This window comes from Methylobacterium sp. WL18 (assembly GCF_008040015.1).
In the GTDB taxonomy this organism is placed as follows: Bacteria; Pseudomonadota; Alphaproteobacteria; order Rhizobiales; family Beijerinckiaceae; genus Methylobacterium; species Methylobacterium mesophilicum.
On the sequence record NZ_VRVD01000007.1, the window covers coordinates 24,799 to 39,577 of the forward strand.

Annotated in this window: 18 protein-coding genes and 1 pseudogene; 14 read left to right on the top strand and 5 right to left on the bottom strand. The window is 61.4% G+C overall.

Going from position 1 to position 14,779, the window contains the following annotated elements:
• Window positions 1–177 precede the first annotated feature (177 nt).
• The 13 genes from FV228_RS01610 to FV228_RS33970 all read left to right on the top strand — a co-directional run bounded on the left by FV228_RS01610 (window position 178) and on the right by FV228_RS33970 (window position 11,549).
• A complete protein-coding gene (locus FV228_RS01610; RefSeq protein WP_147852996.1) occupies window positions 178–1,308 on the top strand; it encodes a methyltransferase domain-containing protein in 1,131 nt (376 codons plus the stop codon).
• Between the two features lie 175 nt (window positions 1,309–1,483).
• Entirely contained in the window at window positions 1,484–1,999 is a 516-nt protein-coding gene (locus FV228_RS01615) for a GAF domain-containing protein (protein WP_147852997.1), read from the top strand.
• A gap of 31 nt (window positions 2,000–2,030) precedes the next feature.
• Window positions 2,031–2,468: a response regulator gene (locus FV228_RS01620; RefSeq protein WP_147852998.1), complete on the top strand. Its 438-nt coding sequence runs from the start codon at window positions 2,031–2,033 to the stop codon at window positions 2,466–2,468.
• Between the two features lie 148 nt (window positions 2,469–2,616).
• Complete coding sequence (locus FV228_RS01625) at window positions 2,617–2,874, top strand: hypothetical protein (RefSeq protein ID WP_147852999.1); 258 nt, start codon at window positions 2,617–2,619, stop codon at window positions 2,872–2,874.
• A complete protein-coding gene (locus tag FV228_RS01630; protein WP_147853000.1) occupies window positions 2,871–3,062 on the top strand; it encodes a hypothetical protein in 192 nt (63 codons plus the stop codon). The genes FV228_RS01625 and FV228_RS01630 overlap by 4 nt, the downstream gene beginning before the upstream one ends.
• A 34-nt stretch (window positions 3,063–3,096) precedes the next feature.
• Window positions 3,097–3,249: a hypothetical protein gene (locus FV228_RS01635; protein ID WP_246693794.1), complete on the top strand. Its 153-nt coding sequence runs from the start codon at window positions 3,097–3,099 to the stop codon at window positions 3,247–3,249.
• A gap of 4 nt (window positions 3,250–3,253) precedes the next feature.
• Window positions 3,254–3,454, top strand: a complete 201-nt coding sequence (locus FV228_RS01640; protein ID WP_147853002.1) for a hypothetical protein — start codon at window positions 3,254–3,256, stop codon at window positions 3,452–3,454.
• Between the two features lie 344 nt (window positions 3,455–3,798).
• Entirely contained in the window at window positions 3,799–5,295 is a 1,497-nt protein-coding gene (locus FV228_RS01650) for a UbiA family prenyltransferase (RefSeq protein WP_147853003.1), read from the top strand.
• Window position 5,296: 1 nt separating this feature from the next.
• Window positions 5,297–5,704, top strand: coding sequence for a GtrA family protein (locus FV228_RS01655; RefSeq protein ID WP_147853004.1), 408 nt, complete (start codon window positions 5,297–5,299; stop codon window positions 5,702–5,704).
• Between the two features lie 65 nt (window positions 5,705–5,769).
• Window positions 5,770–7,128 carry a glycosyltransferase family 87 protein gene (locus tag FV228_RS01660; RefSeq protein WP_147853005.1) on the top strand — a complete coding sequence of 453 codons (1,359 nt, stop codon included), beginning with the start codon at window positions 5,770–5,772 and terminating at the stop codon, window positions 7,126–7,128.
• A 1,427-nt stretch (window positions 7,129–8,555) separates the two neighbouring features.
• Window positions 8,556–9,254, top strand: coding sequence for a hypothetical protein (locus FV228_RS01665; RefSeq protein WP_147853006.1), 699 nt, complete (start codon window positions 8,556–8,558; stop codon window positions 9,252–9,254).
• Window positions 9,230–9,787 carry a hypothetical protein gene (locus FV228_RS01670; RefSeq protein WP_147853007.1) on the top strand — a complete coding sequence of 186 codons (558 nt, stop codon included), beginning with the start codon at window positions 9,230–9,232 and terminating at the stop codon, window positions 9,785–9,787. The genes FV228_RS01665 and FV228_RS01670 overlap by 25 nt, the downstream gene beginning before the upstream one ends.
• 1,357 nt (window positions 9,788–11,144) lie before the next feature.
• Complete coding sequence (locus tag FV228_RS33970; protein ID WP_246693795.1) at window positions 11,145–11,549, top strand: hypothetical protein; 405 nt, start codon at window positions 11,145–11,147, stop codon at window positions 11,547–11,549.
• 350 nt (window positions 11,550–11,899) lie between these two features.
• Here the strand turns inward: FV228_RS33970 and FV228_RS33975 are convergent.
• The 5 genes and pseudogenes from FV228_RS33975 to FV228_RS01700 form a co-directional block, all read right to left on the bottom strand.
• A pseudogene (locus tag FV228_RS33975) lies at window positions 11,900–12,550 on the bottom strand (glycoside hydrolase family 16 protein); the annotation flags it as partial.
• A 682-nt stretch (window positions 12,551–13,232) separates the two neighbouring features.
• Window positions 13,233–13,484 carry a 3',5'-cyclic-nucleotide phosphodiesterase gene (locus tag FV228_RS01685; RefSeq protein ID WP_147853010.1) on the bottom strand — a complete coding sequence of 84 codons (252 nt, stop codon included), beginning with the start codon at window positions 13,482–13,484 and terminating at the stop codon, window positions 13,233–13,235.
• Window positions 13,485–13,595: 111 nt separating this feature from the next.
• Window positions 13,596–13,838: a hypothetical protein gene (locus tag FV228_RS01690; protein ID WP_147853011.1), complete on the bottom strand. Its 243-nt coding sequence runs from the start codon at window positions 13,836–13,838 to the stop codon at window positions 13,596–13,598.
• Window positions 13,839–13,908: 70 nt separating this feature from the next.
• Window positions 13,909–14,235, bottom strand: coding sequence for a hypothetical protein (locus FV228_RS01695; protein ID WP_147853012.1), 327 nt, complete (start codon window positions 14,233–14,235; stop codon window positions 13,909–13,911).
• The gene (locus tag FV228_RS01700; RefSeq protein ID WP_147853016.1) at window positions 14,232–14,492 is read right to left on the bottom strand and encodes a helix-turn-helix transcriptional regulator; all 261 of its coding nucleotides are present in this window, start codon (window positions 14,490–14,492) and stop codon (window positions 14,232–14,234) included. The genes FV228_RS01695 and FV228_RS01700 overlap by 4 nt, the downstream gene beginning before the upstream one ends.
• Before the next feature lie 73 nt (window positions 14,493–14,565).
• Between FV228_RS01700 and FV228_RS01705 the strand changes: the two genes are divergently transcribed.
• Window positions 14,566–14,779, top strand: a 214-nt coding sequence (locus FV228_RS01705) for a hypothetical protein (protein WP_147853013.1), incomplete at its 3' end; no start/stop codon positions are given.

Genomic DNA, 14,779 nt, shown 5'->3' on the forward strand with positions numbered 1-14,779 from the left:
TGTAGGCGAGATCAGCCGCTAAGCGGTCGGGTTTCGCGCGAGGCCAGGCGGATCATCCACCATGATCCGCCGACCGAAGACATCTCTACGATCACGTCAGGCATGCAGACCTTCGTAGCACCGTGACCCTTGTCCCTCGTTCGTGTACGCCCGCCCTTCAACCTGGAGTAGCTGCGTATGGACAGGGCGCAACGCCTTCTTCGGTCTTTGACGAAAGATGCCCGGCTGGTCGAGGTCGGACCGAGTTTCAGCCCCCTAGCTCCAAAGCGGGACGGCTGGAACACCTTCGTGATCGACCACGCCTCTCGCGAGGAGCTGTTAGTCAAGTACGCCGACCAAGACACGGCTAGGATCGAGGAGGTGGATTTCGTCTGGCAGGGTGGGTCGATCGCCGACGCAGTTCCTGCCGATCAGCACGGCACCTTCGACGCTTTCATCGCCAGTCACGTCATCGAACACACTACCGACATCGTCACGTTCCTGCAGGCTGCACAAACGCTGATCAAGCCGGACGGCCTCGTGATCCTGGCGGTGCCCGACAAGCGCAAGTGCTTCGACTTCTTTCGGCATCCGTCCTCGACCGCCGACGCGATCGCTGCTTTCCACGAGCGGCGGGTACGTCACACCGCACGCACCCATCTCGATTATGCGCTGAACATGGCGCTGAAGCCCGGGAATGCCGGGGCGTGGAGCGGGTACGACTTGCAGCGAGCGGTCCCAGTCAACGGCATGGAAACTGAGCCGCGTTGGCGAGCCGCTGCAGACCTGCCCTACTACGCCGACGCACACGCCTGGGTCTTCGTGCCGGCGAGCTTCCAACTGATGGTCTTGGAATTAGCAGCAGCAGGCTACCTCGATCTGCGCGTGGAAGAGGTAGCTGAAGCCGAGAACACCGAGTTCTACGCATGGCTTCGGAAAGGCCATGAGCCCCTTCACGGAAGCGAGCTTCAGGCATCCCGTCAGCAGTTGATGAACCGCATCGTAATCGAGCTAGCTGAGCAGTCTCGGCAGATCGCAGCGAGCCCTCTGAGCACGTTCCACTCTGTCGAAGGCATGGCAATCCAACTTGCCGAAGCCGAATTTCGGATCGAGGCGATGCGGACTGTATTGGACGCCGTGCGAGCAAGCACGAGTTGGCGGGGTCTAGACCGGCGGAAATTTCAGGATCTGATTGTCGAAGCGAGCCGGTCCGTTCCAGCTACCGGTCCAGCAGCCGTTCAGCATCATGTCTTGCTGGCTGAAGCACGCAGGATGCTGGATGCGCGGAGTATGGTCATGGACGTCGAGAGAGACGCAAGTCAGCGCTAGCCAGACATAGCGTGCGCGTGGCCGGGCGAGCCGTGATGATACGGCCGCCCGGCCTAGACCTCGTTGGATCGACAACGCCGCGTGATCGCCTCATGCTCAGCCGAGCAGCCTAACGGTTTTTTATTCCAGCTGGTCCAGACTCAAGTATGCGCGATTGCGGTTCGAGTTCTGCGGCATGACGTACCCCGTTCCCTCTAACGAACTTGAACGCCTCGCCGTCCTGAGAGACTTAGACCTGCTCGATACCCAGCAAGACCCTGCTTTCGACGATCTTTGCCGAGAAGCAGCACGAACTTTCGATGCTCCGGTCGCACTTATCACTTTGCTTGATGCACGACGGCAGTGGTTCAAGGCTCGGGTTGGCCTGGAGATATGTGAGACGGCACGAGACGCATCGTTCTGCAACTATGTCGTTGCGCAGGACATAGTCCTGATCGTTCCCGATGCTCAAAAAGACTCACGGTTCGCCACAAACCCGCTTGTAGTCGGACCACCGCACGTGCGCTTCTATGCGGGGGCGCCGCTCTATTACGGGGAAGGCGTCCGTCTTGGAGCGCTGTGCATCATCGATCAGCGCCCGCGCGCCGCGGATGAGATCGACGCCACGAGGTTGCGCCACTTAGCTGATCGGGTCGCAGGCGAGATCTGGGTCCGACAAGCCACGCTTTCTGCCAGACATCTGGGCGCCTAAAATTGCCATGCCACTTCAGGAGGCTTGAGCGATGCTGCGCTCGGATGCTCGTGTTCTCATTGTCGATGGCCAAGTTGCGGTCGCCCGTCTCGTGGCCAAAATCTTTGGTACTGCCGGCCTGATGAATTCGGACGTCGCCTTCGACACCCTTACTGCACGAGGGCAGATCGAGGTGACGGCTCCCGACATCGCGGTGATCGATGCGCGTGCTGGTCCGATGCGTGTGACCGCCTTCATCACGCTGGTACGCAGGCTCACGGATGGTCGGGCTCTGACCTTCGTGATGACCACATCGAGAACTGCCGAGGTGGTGGAAGCGGCGGGTGAGGCCGGTGTCGATGGAGTCCTGCTGAAGCCGTTTACTCCGGACGACCTACGAGAGCAGATAGCTGCTGCGGCAGAGAAAAAGCGTGCCTTTCCCCGCGGTAAATGGGACCAAACTCGACAGAACCTTGTGGCGCTCGACTAACCGAGCAGCGAGACGGTACGCCACATGAGGTCGGACACCGCGGAGTGTGTGGACCGGCAGTGACAGGCCGAAATGGCAGTCCGTCCAAGCTCAAATTGGACGGAGACCGCTGGTGGACGCCTTTGGCCCGCTGCAGTAGCTCTCCGGCATGGCCAGCAACTCCACGGTGTCCGACCTGCGGAAGGTCTCCGAGGTGACGGACGATGAAATCACCGCCGCTGTCGATGCCGTGCTCGCGGATCTCGCGTCAAAGGCCTACCCGCTGGCCAAAGGGTGGGTGCTCGACCTTGTCGCGGCGATCGCAGGCCACAAGGCCTCCCAGGACGCACTGCTCACCGACTGGGACGCCTACAAGCGCAACATGCTCCGCACCGAGATCCTGCTGGCTCACCCGGTGAAGGCATGAGCGAGTCGGTCGACCGGACTGTGGTCCAGCACATGATGCGGCGTCTCGATGGGTTCGCTCGTGGCCTGGGACTGGACGAGGCGACCACGCGGCAGATCGTCGAGAAGGTCGCCGCGGACATGGCGGATCGGCCAGACGAAGAGCGCATGATTGAAGCGCGGACCCGAATGATCGTGGCGTCCGCGTAGCCGCATGCTTGAGGAGGATCCCATCGCCGAGGCCGTGACCGTCCTTGCTTCGCGCGGCCACACCGTCGAGCCCGATGACGATTACGAGAACTGGCGCGTGGACGGCGGCGACTGGCTTACTGCCGGGGACGTGCTGGCCTGGGCCATCGTGCTGGGCCTGAACGGCGGCGTCGGCCGCCTACAGTAGCGCCATGCCTCAGACCCTCATCGACTGGATCCTGTTCGCGGCCGTCATGGCTTCCACGATGGGGATGGCGGCTACGACCACCAAGCTCGGCATGGCGCTGCGTGGCAGGGCGGCTTTGGACCGCAGGGATATCCACGCGGCCTATGCGTTCGGGGTGCTACTCGCGCTCTCGGCCCTGTTGTTCCTCCTCGTCGAGGGGCGGTAATTCGCCGGCATGCCCACCGAGATCCGAGTACCTCTCCGCCGCCTGAAGCTTGAAGCCCTCCGAGCCTGCGCCCTGTACCCGCAGGGCATGCGGCACGGTGCGCACCCGAGCGTCATGCCGGTGCTGCAGGAGCTTGGTCTGGTCGAGGAGAGACCGGTACGCGGGCCGTCTGGGCGGAAGCTGTGGTTCTCGACGCCGGCCGGGCGCGAGCTGCTGACCGAGGTCCGGCCGCCTTCATGCAACGCATCGGGCTTCCCCGGGAAATGGAGGAAATACCTCGAAAGAGTGCGTTCCTTCCATTACGAGAGCCGGGATGATCGCGCCACAGTGATGGAGGCGGTCGAATGCTGGCGGCGCAGATCAATCCAAGTGCCACGGCCACCCTGCCCAATGAGTCGGTAGCGCTGAGATCACACGATATCCCGTTGATTATCGACCTCGACGGGACGCTATTGCGCGCGGACATGCTCTACGAGAAGGCGCTTGCCCTCGTGCGGGCCGACCTCCTCAACCTCCTGAAGATCGTCTACTGGGCGCTCGGCGGGCGCGCCTATCTGAAGCGACGCATGGCCCAGGCCGCCACACTCGACATCGAGTCGCTGCCGGTTAATCCCGAGCTGGTCGCCTTCGCGGAGGCCGAGGCCAGTGGCGGCCGCCCGGTCCATATGTCTACCGCCACCGACAACGTTACCGCCGCCCAGATCGCCCGACGCTTCCCTTTCATCACCAGCGTCATCGCCAGCGACGGCGTCACCAACCTCAAGGGGCGCGCCAAGGCGGACGAACTCGCCCGCCGCTATCCGCTGGGCTTCGACTACGCCGGCGACAGTCGCGCCGACCTGCCCGTCTGGCACGCTGCCCGGCAGGCCATCGTGGTCGAGGCCTCGGCAGGCGTAGAGCGTGCGGCCGCCGTCGCCGCCAACGTCGTCGGGGTGTTCCGGCGCCCCTCCTACGGCCGCCTGATCCTCAAGAGCATGCGCCCCCACCAGTGGGCTAAGAACGCCCTCATCCTGGTACCGGCTATCCTAGCCGGCCGCTTCCTTGATCCGTTCGCGCTCTGGCAGCTCGCCGTCAGCTTCCTAGCTCTCAGCCTGATTGCCTCGGCCACCTACATTCTCAATGACATCTGGGACGTGGCCGACGACCGCCGGCACTGGTCCAAGCGTAACCGTCCGTTAGCCAGCGGGCGCCTGCCGATCGTCTACGGCCTCGCCGCAGTGCCGGTCGGGCTGGCGGCCGGCTTCCTGCTGGGCGCCCTCGCGGGCGCCAAGGTGGTCCTGATGCTGGCCGCCTACACGGGGCTGACCCTGGGTTACTCGTTCTATCTCAAGCGCGTCGTGCTCCTCGACGCACTAACGCTGGCCGGCCTGTTCACACTGCGGCTGGCTGTCGGCACCGCCGCCGTCGCGGCGGTTGCTTCGCCGTGGCTGTTCGTGTTCTCGATGTTCTTGTTCGCCTCCCTGGCTCTGGCCAAGCGCCACACTGAGATCGCCCGCGCCATCGAGCGCGGCACCACCCGGATCAGCGGCCGCGGCTACATGGCAGCTGACCTGCCGCTGGTGCTGGCGGCGGGTTTAGCGGCCGGCACCTCGGCGCTGCTGATCCTAGTATTCTACATCATCGACGATGCCTTCAAGCAGACCTTCTACGGCGACGTGGCCTGGCTCTGGGGCTTCCCGCTGGCGCTTGCGATCATCCTCGGGCGGATCTGGGTCGCCTGCCAGCGCGGCGAGCTGCAGGACGATCCGGTCGTCTTCGCGTTAACCGACCGGCTCGCGCTCGCGGCAGGCACGGCGCTCTCGGTCTGCTTCGTGCTGGCGTGGGCGGGGGTCTCGGCCTGACATGACGCGCCTGGATTGCTTTGATAGGCGCGTCCGGTTCCTCTTTGCGGGTGGCTTCGCTTCCGGCGTGAGCTGGCTCGCCCGCTTCCTGTTCAACACCGTGATGCCCTATCCGGCCGCCGTGGCTGCCGCGACAGTGGTCGGCATGGTGATTGGCTTTGTGACCTACCGAAGTCTCGTATTTCAAGACTCCCGTCGCCCTCTGACCGCGCAGCTCGGAGGCTTCCTTCTAGTGAACCTCGTCGGCGGCGTCGTAACCATTGCAGCGGCCATCGCATCTCGGGATCTCGTACTTCTCCCGTTGGGCCTCGGCGCAGCTGCAGCATCCGTTGCGCATGCAGTTGGCATCGCAGCCGGTGCCGTTGCAAACTACTTCGGTCACAAAAATATTACCTTCAATACGACCTGACGGATAAAATTTACAGCCTGCAACAGTATCATGCTGTATTTGGTGCAGTGAGATTGGACCGCGGGATGCTCAATGCTCTGAAAAAACAGTTCGATCTGGGTGCGAACTTCACCGGAGGCACGCGGGCCGCGAGAGCTGAACGCGTCGCCGGGGTAGTCGGTCTAGCTTTGGCTCTTTTCGGGGTCGCAGCCACTTTCTTCGTGATCGCGAAGCAGCCGGGTTGGCCGGTTACGGTGGATCTGGATCTCTACCTCGACGCCGCAAAGTTGATCGTGCAGGGGCGCAATCCCTACATCCTCATCGAGAACCGAGATCCGTTCGCCTATCCGCCCTTCCTCGCCGTCCTAGTGGCTGTCATCGGCCAAGGTATCGGTTACGGCAAGCTCTGGATCTTGTGGCCTTGCCTCAACATCGGGCTCGTGTTCGGTTGCGTGTTGCTGTTCCGCAGCTTCGGACGCATCATGTCAGACAGCTGGCTCTTGCTCGCCACAGGGGTCCTCCTGTGCAGCCGCCTGATCCGCTCCGACCTGTTTCATGGGCAGGTCAACATCCTCTTGCTTTTCTTTGTCCTCGTCGGCCTTCGATCGTTCCTAAGCCGGGCCACCCTTCGCGGTGCCATCGCCTGGGCCTTTGTCATTGTGTGCAAGCCGTTCATGGGCGTGCTGATCTTCTACCTGTTGTGCCGACGCGGTTGGAGAGCGGCCGCCCTGACGGCCAGTATCGCAGCCATCCTGTTCGTCGGGCCATTTCTCTTGATCAACAACCCGGTGGCGGGGGTCAGAGGATGGCTTGCAGCTTCGGCCTTCTACACGACGCTTCCGGTGGGCGCTCGGCCGGATCACCAGTCGCTGCCTGCCCTCGCCAAGCGGATCTTTACCGAGAACCCGTTTAGCATTCCGTGGATCGACGCGCCTGTTGCCGCCCAGGTCGCCAGCGTGCTTGCCGCCATTCTCGCCATTATGATCTTCCTGGCCGCTGTTCCATTGCGCCGGGGCATCGCAGGTTCCGCCCGCGAGATCCCAAATGCCGGGCAGTCCCTAGCCGAGATCGGTCTTACGGTCGGCCTCGCACTAAGCTGCGGTCCACTTCTGGAAGGCGACCACCTTATCCTAATCTGGCCGGGCCTCTATGGCGCCGTTCTCTGCGCGCAACGGGTTCGGACGGACGCTGGGGTAGAGCATAGACGCTGGCTGCTCGCAGCGACTGGATGGTGCGCTGTCTTCTGGGTCTTCGCGCTTCCGGTCATCGTGCCATTCGTCGCGTCACCGACATGGCCCGTGCTCAACGGGGCTCAGATCCTCCTGAGTGGCCGGAACGGCATCACGGTGTTCTTGGCTTGCCTACTGACCTTGTCTGCTCTGAGAGCGGGTGTTGCGAGCCGCAAACCCGGGGCGCAAGACCACCTTGGCGCTGCCTACGCGTAGCCGTTCATCCAGCAGAAGGCCACCTCGGCCATCCGGCTCGGCCCCGCCGCCCGATCTGATCACGGGCTGGCGGGGGAGGTCGACAATCTCACCGGCGTGAGCCGATACGCAACGCGGCTCGTGAAGCAGGGCAGCTGAAGCCGATCAGCGAAACATTTGGCTGGTTAAGCGCGAACTGCCCGAGGGCGTGACTGTTGCCGTGCATTTGCTAAACGGACGAAAGCATAGCCTAGCAGCCAGCCAAATCCGCATCCAACTGCTTTGACATAAAAGTCAGAGAGTCGGGCGTGTCGGCCGACCTGAAGCATCTGAGCGGCCTCGAGAAATCCTGCAGCAGCGATTGTTAAGATCAGTACAAGCGGCCGCTGCCTTGGGTAGCCGATCGAAAACACGAGGGCAAACACAGCGAACGCCACCGTATGCTCAAACCAAACCGGCTCCCCTGAGACGGGGCGTAGGTTGATTGGGCATATCGTCACAAACATAAGGGCGGCCAGCATAAGCCAACCAATCAGTCGTGCGGATCGCTGCATGGGTCGGCTTGGCACAAATGAAGTGTCGGAAGTACGGCAGCTGCAATGGCCGAGCCAGCCATTGCGCTTCACTCCAACAGCTGACGCTCGCTTCCCCCTCGCCATCTGCGGCCGATGGTTCTGCCCGATGTCGGGGGAAAGCGTATTCAAATGACTACATGGCTTGCGCGACCGCCCCCTCTGGCAAGTGTCACCGGCAGATTTACCGTTAAGCTTAGCTGTAAAATTCGAATGTGACTCGCACGTATTAACCAAAAACTGCGTATTGCCTTTGTGAAATCTATATAGTCATTAATGACCTAACAAGTATGTAGTTTTGGTGGCTTAATATGAACTGCTTAGGTAGAATATGCGCCGCTGCATTGGCAATTTGTCTATGTAGTCCCGCCTATGCAGGAAGCGGCAACGCTCTTGCTGGTGGATGGAACGGCGAGTTGTCCGGCGGAGGTCTACGGGTCGGATCGCCCTCACCGACACCCAGTGGTGGTAACCATTCAGTTCCACAAGCCAGCGCGCCGACCACTTATAGCTCCAGCGGTTCGATCTTCGAGTTCAGCTCTGGAAGCGGGGCTAGTCAAACATCAGGCGGCGCTCCGTCGCCGGAGGTAAACGCTGGTCTTGGACTGATGTTAGCCGCTGGCACAGTCGCCTTCATTCGCCGTCGTCGGGCCCGCCAGCCGGCGCGGTCAGCCTGAAGTTACAGCTATGGCTGACCTGCAGACACCATCAGAGTTCAGCAACGTAGGACGAACAAGCGTGTCTGCTTTTCGCCTATTCATTCCCGCCGTAAGGTGGCCTCTGCTAGTATTCACTGGCGGTACCGTCCTATCGGCAGCGCTACACAGGCACCTCTTCGAAGAAACGCAGACTGCACAGCATCTCATGGAGTTTAACGTGGGCGAGGCGTTTGCCCTCGCCGCGATCCTGTTTCTGATAATTGCAGACCGGCGCAAGGACATGACGCTGGTCGGATCGGACATCACCGTCCTGTTGCTATCTGCACTCGCCTGGTTCGTGCCGGAGCAGCACGGGGTCTATTTTGCGACAACGCTCGCCGGGGGGTGGGTTCTCCTCAAAAGGCGCTCCGACTGGAGATTGGCCGGCATTGGTCAAATCTGGCTCGCCCTGTCTGTATACGAGTTATGGGGCAAGCTCCTCTTTAAGGTGGCCTACCAGACGATCGAGGTCGTCGAAGTGGGCCTGATCTACAGGGTTGGACGTCTGTTCTACGGCGGTCTCGGTGTGGAAGGGGCGAGCCTGAGCGTTCGGACGGATTGGTCGATCGTAATCCTGGAGGGATGCTCGTCCTTTCACAACCTCTCTCTGACGGTGTTGATCTGGCTCTCCATCCTGAAGATCGCCGAGCAAGCGACTAGCCAAACGGCGTTCCGCGCGCTGGGAATGAGCGCCTGCCTGGTCGTCGCGATCAACGTCACGCGCATCCTGCTGATGTTGCCGTCGCGCGAGGCCTTCATCTTCTGGCATGACGGCGCAGGATCGTCCCTGGTAGCGCTCGCCTCCGTGGTTGTGGCCATCGCCCCCATCCTACCTTGCGTGGAGGGCCGCACATGCCAGCCCAGCCTGCGAACCTGACGCCTTGGGCACGCAGCGGCCTGGCCCTCCTGTGCATTCTCCTCGCTGTCTCGGTCGGAGTGCGGATCTACGCCTACCGGAAGTCGGAGAGCGTCACGGCGGTCTGGGAAGCTGCTGACACCCCCGTGGATCTTGGCGAAGGTGTCCTGTTATCGCGCTCGGTCGCCCTGCAACGCAGCGTGCAGGTCGGATTGTGCCGAACTCCGGTTTCTGTCGACTTCGTACCGGCCAGCCCTTACGCGCCCGACCCTTCGCTTGTGGGCGCGCCACAACCCAACGATCACGTGTTCTACGTCTATCGCGGTTGGAACCTTGGGAACCTCGCCGCCGCGACCAGCCTCAACGTGATCTATTTCGCACGCCGAGCCTATGCCCGACTTGCGATGCAGAAAAACCCAGCAGCTGATGATTTGGCCGTAAAGATTATCATTCCGGCCGGCTGCGATGTCTCGGCGGATAAGGTTATGATCGTTCTCCGATCTAACCTCCGGCAGCCACCATCGTCCGCACTCTCCGCAGCACCACGTCCTTGAGCAGGTAGCCGGAAATTGAGGTCGAGCGCGAAAAAGCCCGCGCCGGCGAACCGGGCGGGCGAAGGTTGTGACCTCGAACTCGGGGGAGTCGGAAATCGCGGCTACCATACTGCGAGCCGAGACAGATGAAATCCCGCCTCGTCGCTGAGCCGCCCGATCTGATCACGGGCTGGCGGGGGAGGTCGTCTATCTCACCGGCGTACAGGCCCGGTGCCATGGACTGGTTATCCGAAGGGCCGCCTCGGGATCCGGCAGTGGTCCCGGATCGGGATAGGTCCGGCCGTTCAGGATGGTCGGAATGATCGCCTCCGACCAGAGGGAGGAGGCCGTGTGCTCCTACCGGGATTAAGCCATCGCCCTTTCGACTTCCTTTAGAGCTGCCTTAAAGTAAGTCATCTGATGTTTTGATTACCAAAGATGCATCAGCATCTCTAAAAGCTTGTTCGCGGCCCCTGCGCTTTCTGGATGCTTAGTTGCATACTGAATGATCTTCTTTTCAGTGGTTAACGCAGCGGCTCGTGCTTTTGGTGACGCTGTAAAAGTCTGAAAAGCGTAATTGTTGCCTGAGACAGAAGAGATATTTGGTCCGGCTGGACCCGGACTGCCTGCAGTCGAGGGATGGGGTGTACTGGCACCGTTAACCGGGCTTGTCGGGATATTAGCCGCCGAATGAGAAGCATCACCCGAGCTAGCAGTCGCGGGCGTCACCGAGTTTGCAGGGGCAGCAGTTGACGCACTAGTCGTGGCACTGCCCGCGTTAGTCGAACCAGCAACCGTCGAATTTGCGGAGTTCGGCGACGTGTGGACCGGGTTGGTGGGGGACGTTGTACCGGTGGCACTTGGTGTGCTGGCCGGTGCGCTAGACGTACCAGTCGTGCTCGTAGACCCGGTCGTTGGCGTGCTAACCATGCCGTTTGAGGACGTGGCCAGACCGGCGGTTGTCGTCGAGCCAGTTGGTGGATTGCTAGAAGGGCTGGCGACGACCGGCTGCACTGCGCCTGTCGTACCCGTGGTTGCAGGATGAGTTGGGCTGGACGATGCGGCGGTGCTTTCGGTTGGGCTGGCTGCCGTTCCAGAAGCGCTAGAGGTCGAGGGGGTTGTTCCTGTCGAAGCAGTCGCTGCCGGATGGCCGGGGTTCGTCGTGCTGGCAGTCGTTGGAGGAACTGGGCTCGTAGCGCTCGTAGCCGCGCCTACCGCACTGGTCGGACCCGTGGTCGTCCCAATGGCCGCGGGCTTAGCTGTGCCAGCCGCAGTTGCGGTTGAGCCAGTCGTAGTGGTCGCGCCTGCGGCTATTCCAGTTGCGCCCGTCGCGCCGCTAGCCGAGCCATTCGAACTTACGCCTGTCCCGATAGTGCCGGTGGTTGTTCCAACCGAACTCGTGTTCGAGCTAGTCGTGCCAGCCGAACTCGTCGAGGCGCCACTCGCGTTTGGTCCACCTGAGCTCGCTCCCGTCGTGCCCGATGAGCTTGTAGTCGCCGGATGGAGCGCGGTTGTCGTGCCTGTAGCAGAACCCGACGGGCCGGTGGCGCTCGCGGTACTGGTCGTCACCCCTGCAGTTGTACTGGGCGAACTCGCAGTCGTGTTCGCCGGCGCTGTGCTCGTGCTCGTCGTGCTGGTCGAACCTGTAGTTATCGGATGGGATGTGCTCGTCGCATCGCTGGTCGGGCTATTCGAACTGGTGTTCGTTCCCGCCCCAGTTTGGCTGGCCGTGCTCGTTGAGCCCGTGGCCGAGCCGCTCGTTGTACTTCCGGTCGCCGGTTGAGCTGTGCTGGTTGTGGCTGAGTTCGGAGCGGTGGTTGAGCCCGTTGTCGTTCCGCTCGAGCTCGTTGTGCCCGCGGCTGCACCAGTTGTGCTGGTCGAACCTGTCGAGTTGCTCGTGCTCGTTGATCCGGTGCTAGAGCCTGTTGTTGTGCCGGTCGCACTCGGGGCTGGCTTAGCCGTAGCCGCGGTCGCCCCATACAGGCCTGGGTCTTTTCCATCGGGAGCAGAAACGGCGCCCTGGGCTACTGCTGAAGAGTTTGGATCTTTGGAGTAAGCGCGAATGTAGTCGATGTGGGACGTAATCGAACTGCCGGATGCGCCATCCTGGGTTGCCAGGTTGGCCATCATGTACATCGGACTGTGCATGTCTGAAGGCGTCGCTTGCGAGCCTTTCAGTTCGCCATCAACATAAAAGCTTAATTTATCTGCCTGCCAGTTCACGCCATATGTATGATAGCCTGACGGATTTGACGTTTCGCTATAGACCTGGCGATTGACCTGCCAAGGGACGCCATTTTGCGGATCTGTTGTGTGTATAGTGCTGTAAGTGCCTTTGTCGTTGCCGCCATAATGCTCGACGACATCAAGTTCTTGCCAGCCGCCAGCCTTGTTAGGATCTGGTACTTGCTTGTCTGGCATCATCCAGAACGCATCCCAAGCGCCGTTCTGGGAAGCGAAATCAGCTCGAATTTCGAAATAGCCGTAGGTCTGTGAGAAGTTGCCCTGTGTGGTGATCAGGCCCGACTCCCAGCTGCCGGGATACCCCGATGTGGTACGATCGGGCACTGCCGTGATAGAGAGCGCGCCTCCCTGGACGGTGAACGGGTCATAGCCCGAAGCAGAGTCTACGAAGGACGATTTTCCGAAGCCGATGTCGGAATTTGCGTCAAACCGCCACTGCGGACGGATGTCTGCATAAGTGGTGCCGGCACCATTTTGAGAGATGCTGCGAGTATTGAATTCGTCGTCGAAGGTTAGTTTATAACCCGTCAGATCGACCATGAATGTATTCCCCAGATCAGAGGCAAGATGCGACGGTTTGGTCGCGTTATAAGACTTCTTGCCTGTGTCATTCAGCCCACCGAAGACGGCGGGCGACCCAATGAGATTTGTATTCCTATTTTTAACACTGTGGAAACTTTACTTAGGTAGTTGCGCTGCTGTCAAGCTTTTGCAACCGGGGCGTGAGTGCGCGCCATCGCCACATCAGCTCACCGGCGGAAATCCGCCTTTTCAATCAATTCGCTACATCCCGTTAAAGGAGCTTTAAGGAGTCGCAGAAATGCGCGGCCTTCCCCGAGGGGTGCCCCTATCCCGAATAAAAAGTGGGATCCTTTTTATGGGTCGCCCAGGAGCAGGAAGGCGAACCTGGACGTGGTCCCTCATCCTTCAGCGCGGGCATTCAATGCGGACACGGCTAGCCGTCGCTGGCATCCCGATCAGGACCTGCCACCGAGAAGCTGGCGCCGGCAGCCCGCAGCGCCTGCATGAGGGCGTTGAGCTGGGCAATCGTGACTGTTGGCTCTCCGGGACTGCTCTCGGCTCGCGCCACAACGCTCACAGGCACCTTGGCGTGCTGAGCCAGATCTCTGGGCGTCCAGCGAATGGAGAGCCGTGCTGCGAGTAGCTGCGGACCCGTGATCAACCCTCATCTGCTCCTATGACCACGAGGCTGTCGGGTCGGCTACTTACCCCCGCCGCTCTTGTAGGCCGTGATCGCCCGCCGGCAGTTCTCCGAGATCTTGTCCATGTTCGTCTTGAAGCAGGCGTCCATTTCCGGGCTGTCCGGATCATTGCCGCTGCAGAAAGTGACAGCATCACCCGAGCAATAGGTCTTCAGATCCTTGTTGCCACGCTTCGAGGCAGATGCGTCAGGAGCTGCAAGAACGGGGGTCGCTACGACGATGAGGCTGAAGGCGAGGATCAGGCTGCGCATATTGGATACCTGGCTGAAGAAATTCGTCCACGCACTAACGGCCAGGCTCGGTGTTCTATCCCTCTCACCTCCGAACCGGGATGTGAGCCTTGCTGCTCACGAGCGCGCCTGTCACCCTCGATGAACGTAGGACGTCATGGCGGAGGCAATCAGGACGGTCGCGACCGCGATGTAGGTGAGCTCGACGAAGCTGATGATGAAGTCCGTCGGCCGCATGAGGGCCAGCCACACCACGAACAATAGGCCTGCGACCGGCACGCTAAGGGCTAGGAAACTGATCACGAACACCAGCCAGTGCGGCATCGCTCTAGGACGGCGCGGCGCCGGCAGATTGCTATCGCTGATGCGTGTCACGGCCCCTTCCTCTCCCGGAACCGGATCCCGGCCTTGCCGCCGTTCTCGGAGAGGAATTCTGGGTTGGAGGTCATGGCTGGCCCTTCTGTCTCCAAAGCTCGGCGAGGAAGCGTGTCAGTCCTTGCTGATCGATATCCTCCAACGCCCCATCCTCAGCATGTGCCTCTAGCACCCCCTCGTCAGTGCCCCGGCCCAACCCATGCAGCGCTTGGGCGAGCATCGGCCACCAGGGCAGGTTGCACTCCCGCAGGAAGAAGGCGGCTTTGATCAGCGCCTCGCTCTGCTCCTGCGGAACTGGCCGGCCCAGAACCTGTGCTTCAAGCACGTGATCGATAAGGGCCTCTGTGAGGCGGCGGACCTCTGCCAGTCGGTTGGGAGGAGCAGGCTCGATGGTCACAACTGGTCCTTCCGGCGCAGCTTCACACCGGGCTCGCCGCCGTTGGTGAACTCGACACCGGCTGTCTCAAGGGCGGATGTTACCGCGCGCACGTTGTTCGCCATGCCGGCTGCTGGCCCTGGGCTGGCCTCCATTCGTTTAAGTGTTGGCACCGAAATCGACGCCGCACCGGCAAGCTCGGCTTGGCCCAGCCCAAGAAGCGTGCGCGCTGCAGCGATCTGCCTCCCTGTAACCGCGGAATGATCTGATTGGCTCATTTCGATCTTTAGGTGTTGACCAAAGGCGCTTTGTGATCCATAAGTATCACTTCGCTCCAAGCGGATCAATGCCATGGCCCATCGCACCGTCTCCTGGAACACCCTCTCTCGCGGCCTGCACGACAGCCGTCCTGCGATCCCCGCCGGCCTGCTCACGGCTAAAGCCCGCATCGACATGACGGTGCGCACCACCCGCCGCCCGCTGTTCGCCGCTGGCCAGTTCGACCGCGGCGCCATCATGTCTGCCGCCGCTTCCGCCGCCCGCGCCCATCAGGAGCGGTACGGCT

Coding starts and splice junctions, on each gene's coding strand:
- FV228_RS01700 (WP_147853016.1), bottom strand. CDS start 14,492: ATGAGCCAATCAGATCATTCCGCGGTTACAGGGAGGCAGATCGCTGCA.
- FV228_RS01620 (WP_147852998.1), top strand. CDS start 2,031: ATGCTGCGCTCGGATGCTCGTGTTCTCATTGTCGATGGCCAAGTTGCG.
- FV228_RS01660 (WP_147853005.1), top strand. CDS start 5,770: ATGCTCAATGCTCTGAAAAAACAGTTCGATCTGGGTGCGAACTTCACC.
- FV228_RS01610 (WP_147852996.1), top strand. CDS start 178: ATGGACAGGGCGCAACGCCTTCTTCGGTCTTTGACGAAAGATGCCCGG.
- FV228_RS01625 (WP_147852999.1), top strand. CDS start 2,617: ATGGCCAGCAACTCCACGGTGTCCGACCTGCGGAAGGTCTCCGAGGTG.
- FV228_RS01615 (WP_147852997.1), top strand. CDS start 1,484: ATGACGTACCCCGTTCCCTCTAACGAACTTGAACGCCTCGCCGTCCTG.
- FV228_RS01655 (WP_147853004.1), top strand. CDS start 5,297: ATGACGCGCCTGGATTGCTTTGATAGGCGCGTCCGGTTCCTCTTTGCG.
- FV228_RS01650 (WP_147853003.1), top strand. CDS start 3,799: ATGCTGGCGGCGCAGATCAATCCAAGTGCCACGGCCACCCTGCCCAAT.
- FV228_RS01685 (WP_147853010.1), bottom strand. CDS start 13,484: ATGCGCAGCCTGATCCTCGCCTTCAGCCTCATCGTCGTAGCGACCCCC.
- FV228_RS01640 (WP_147853002.1), top strand. CDS start 3,254: ATGCCTCAGACCCTCATCGACTGGATCCTGTTCGCGGCCGTCATGGCT.
- FV228_RS01630 (WP_147853000.1), top strand. CDS start 2,871: ATGAGCGAGTCGGTCGACCGGACTGTGGTCCAGCACATGATGCGGCGT.
- FV228_RS01670 (WP_147853007.1), top strand. CDS start 9,230: ATGCCAGCCCAGCCTGCGAACCTGACGCCTTGGGCACGCAGCGGCCTG.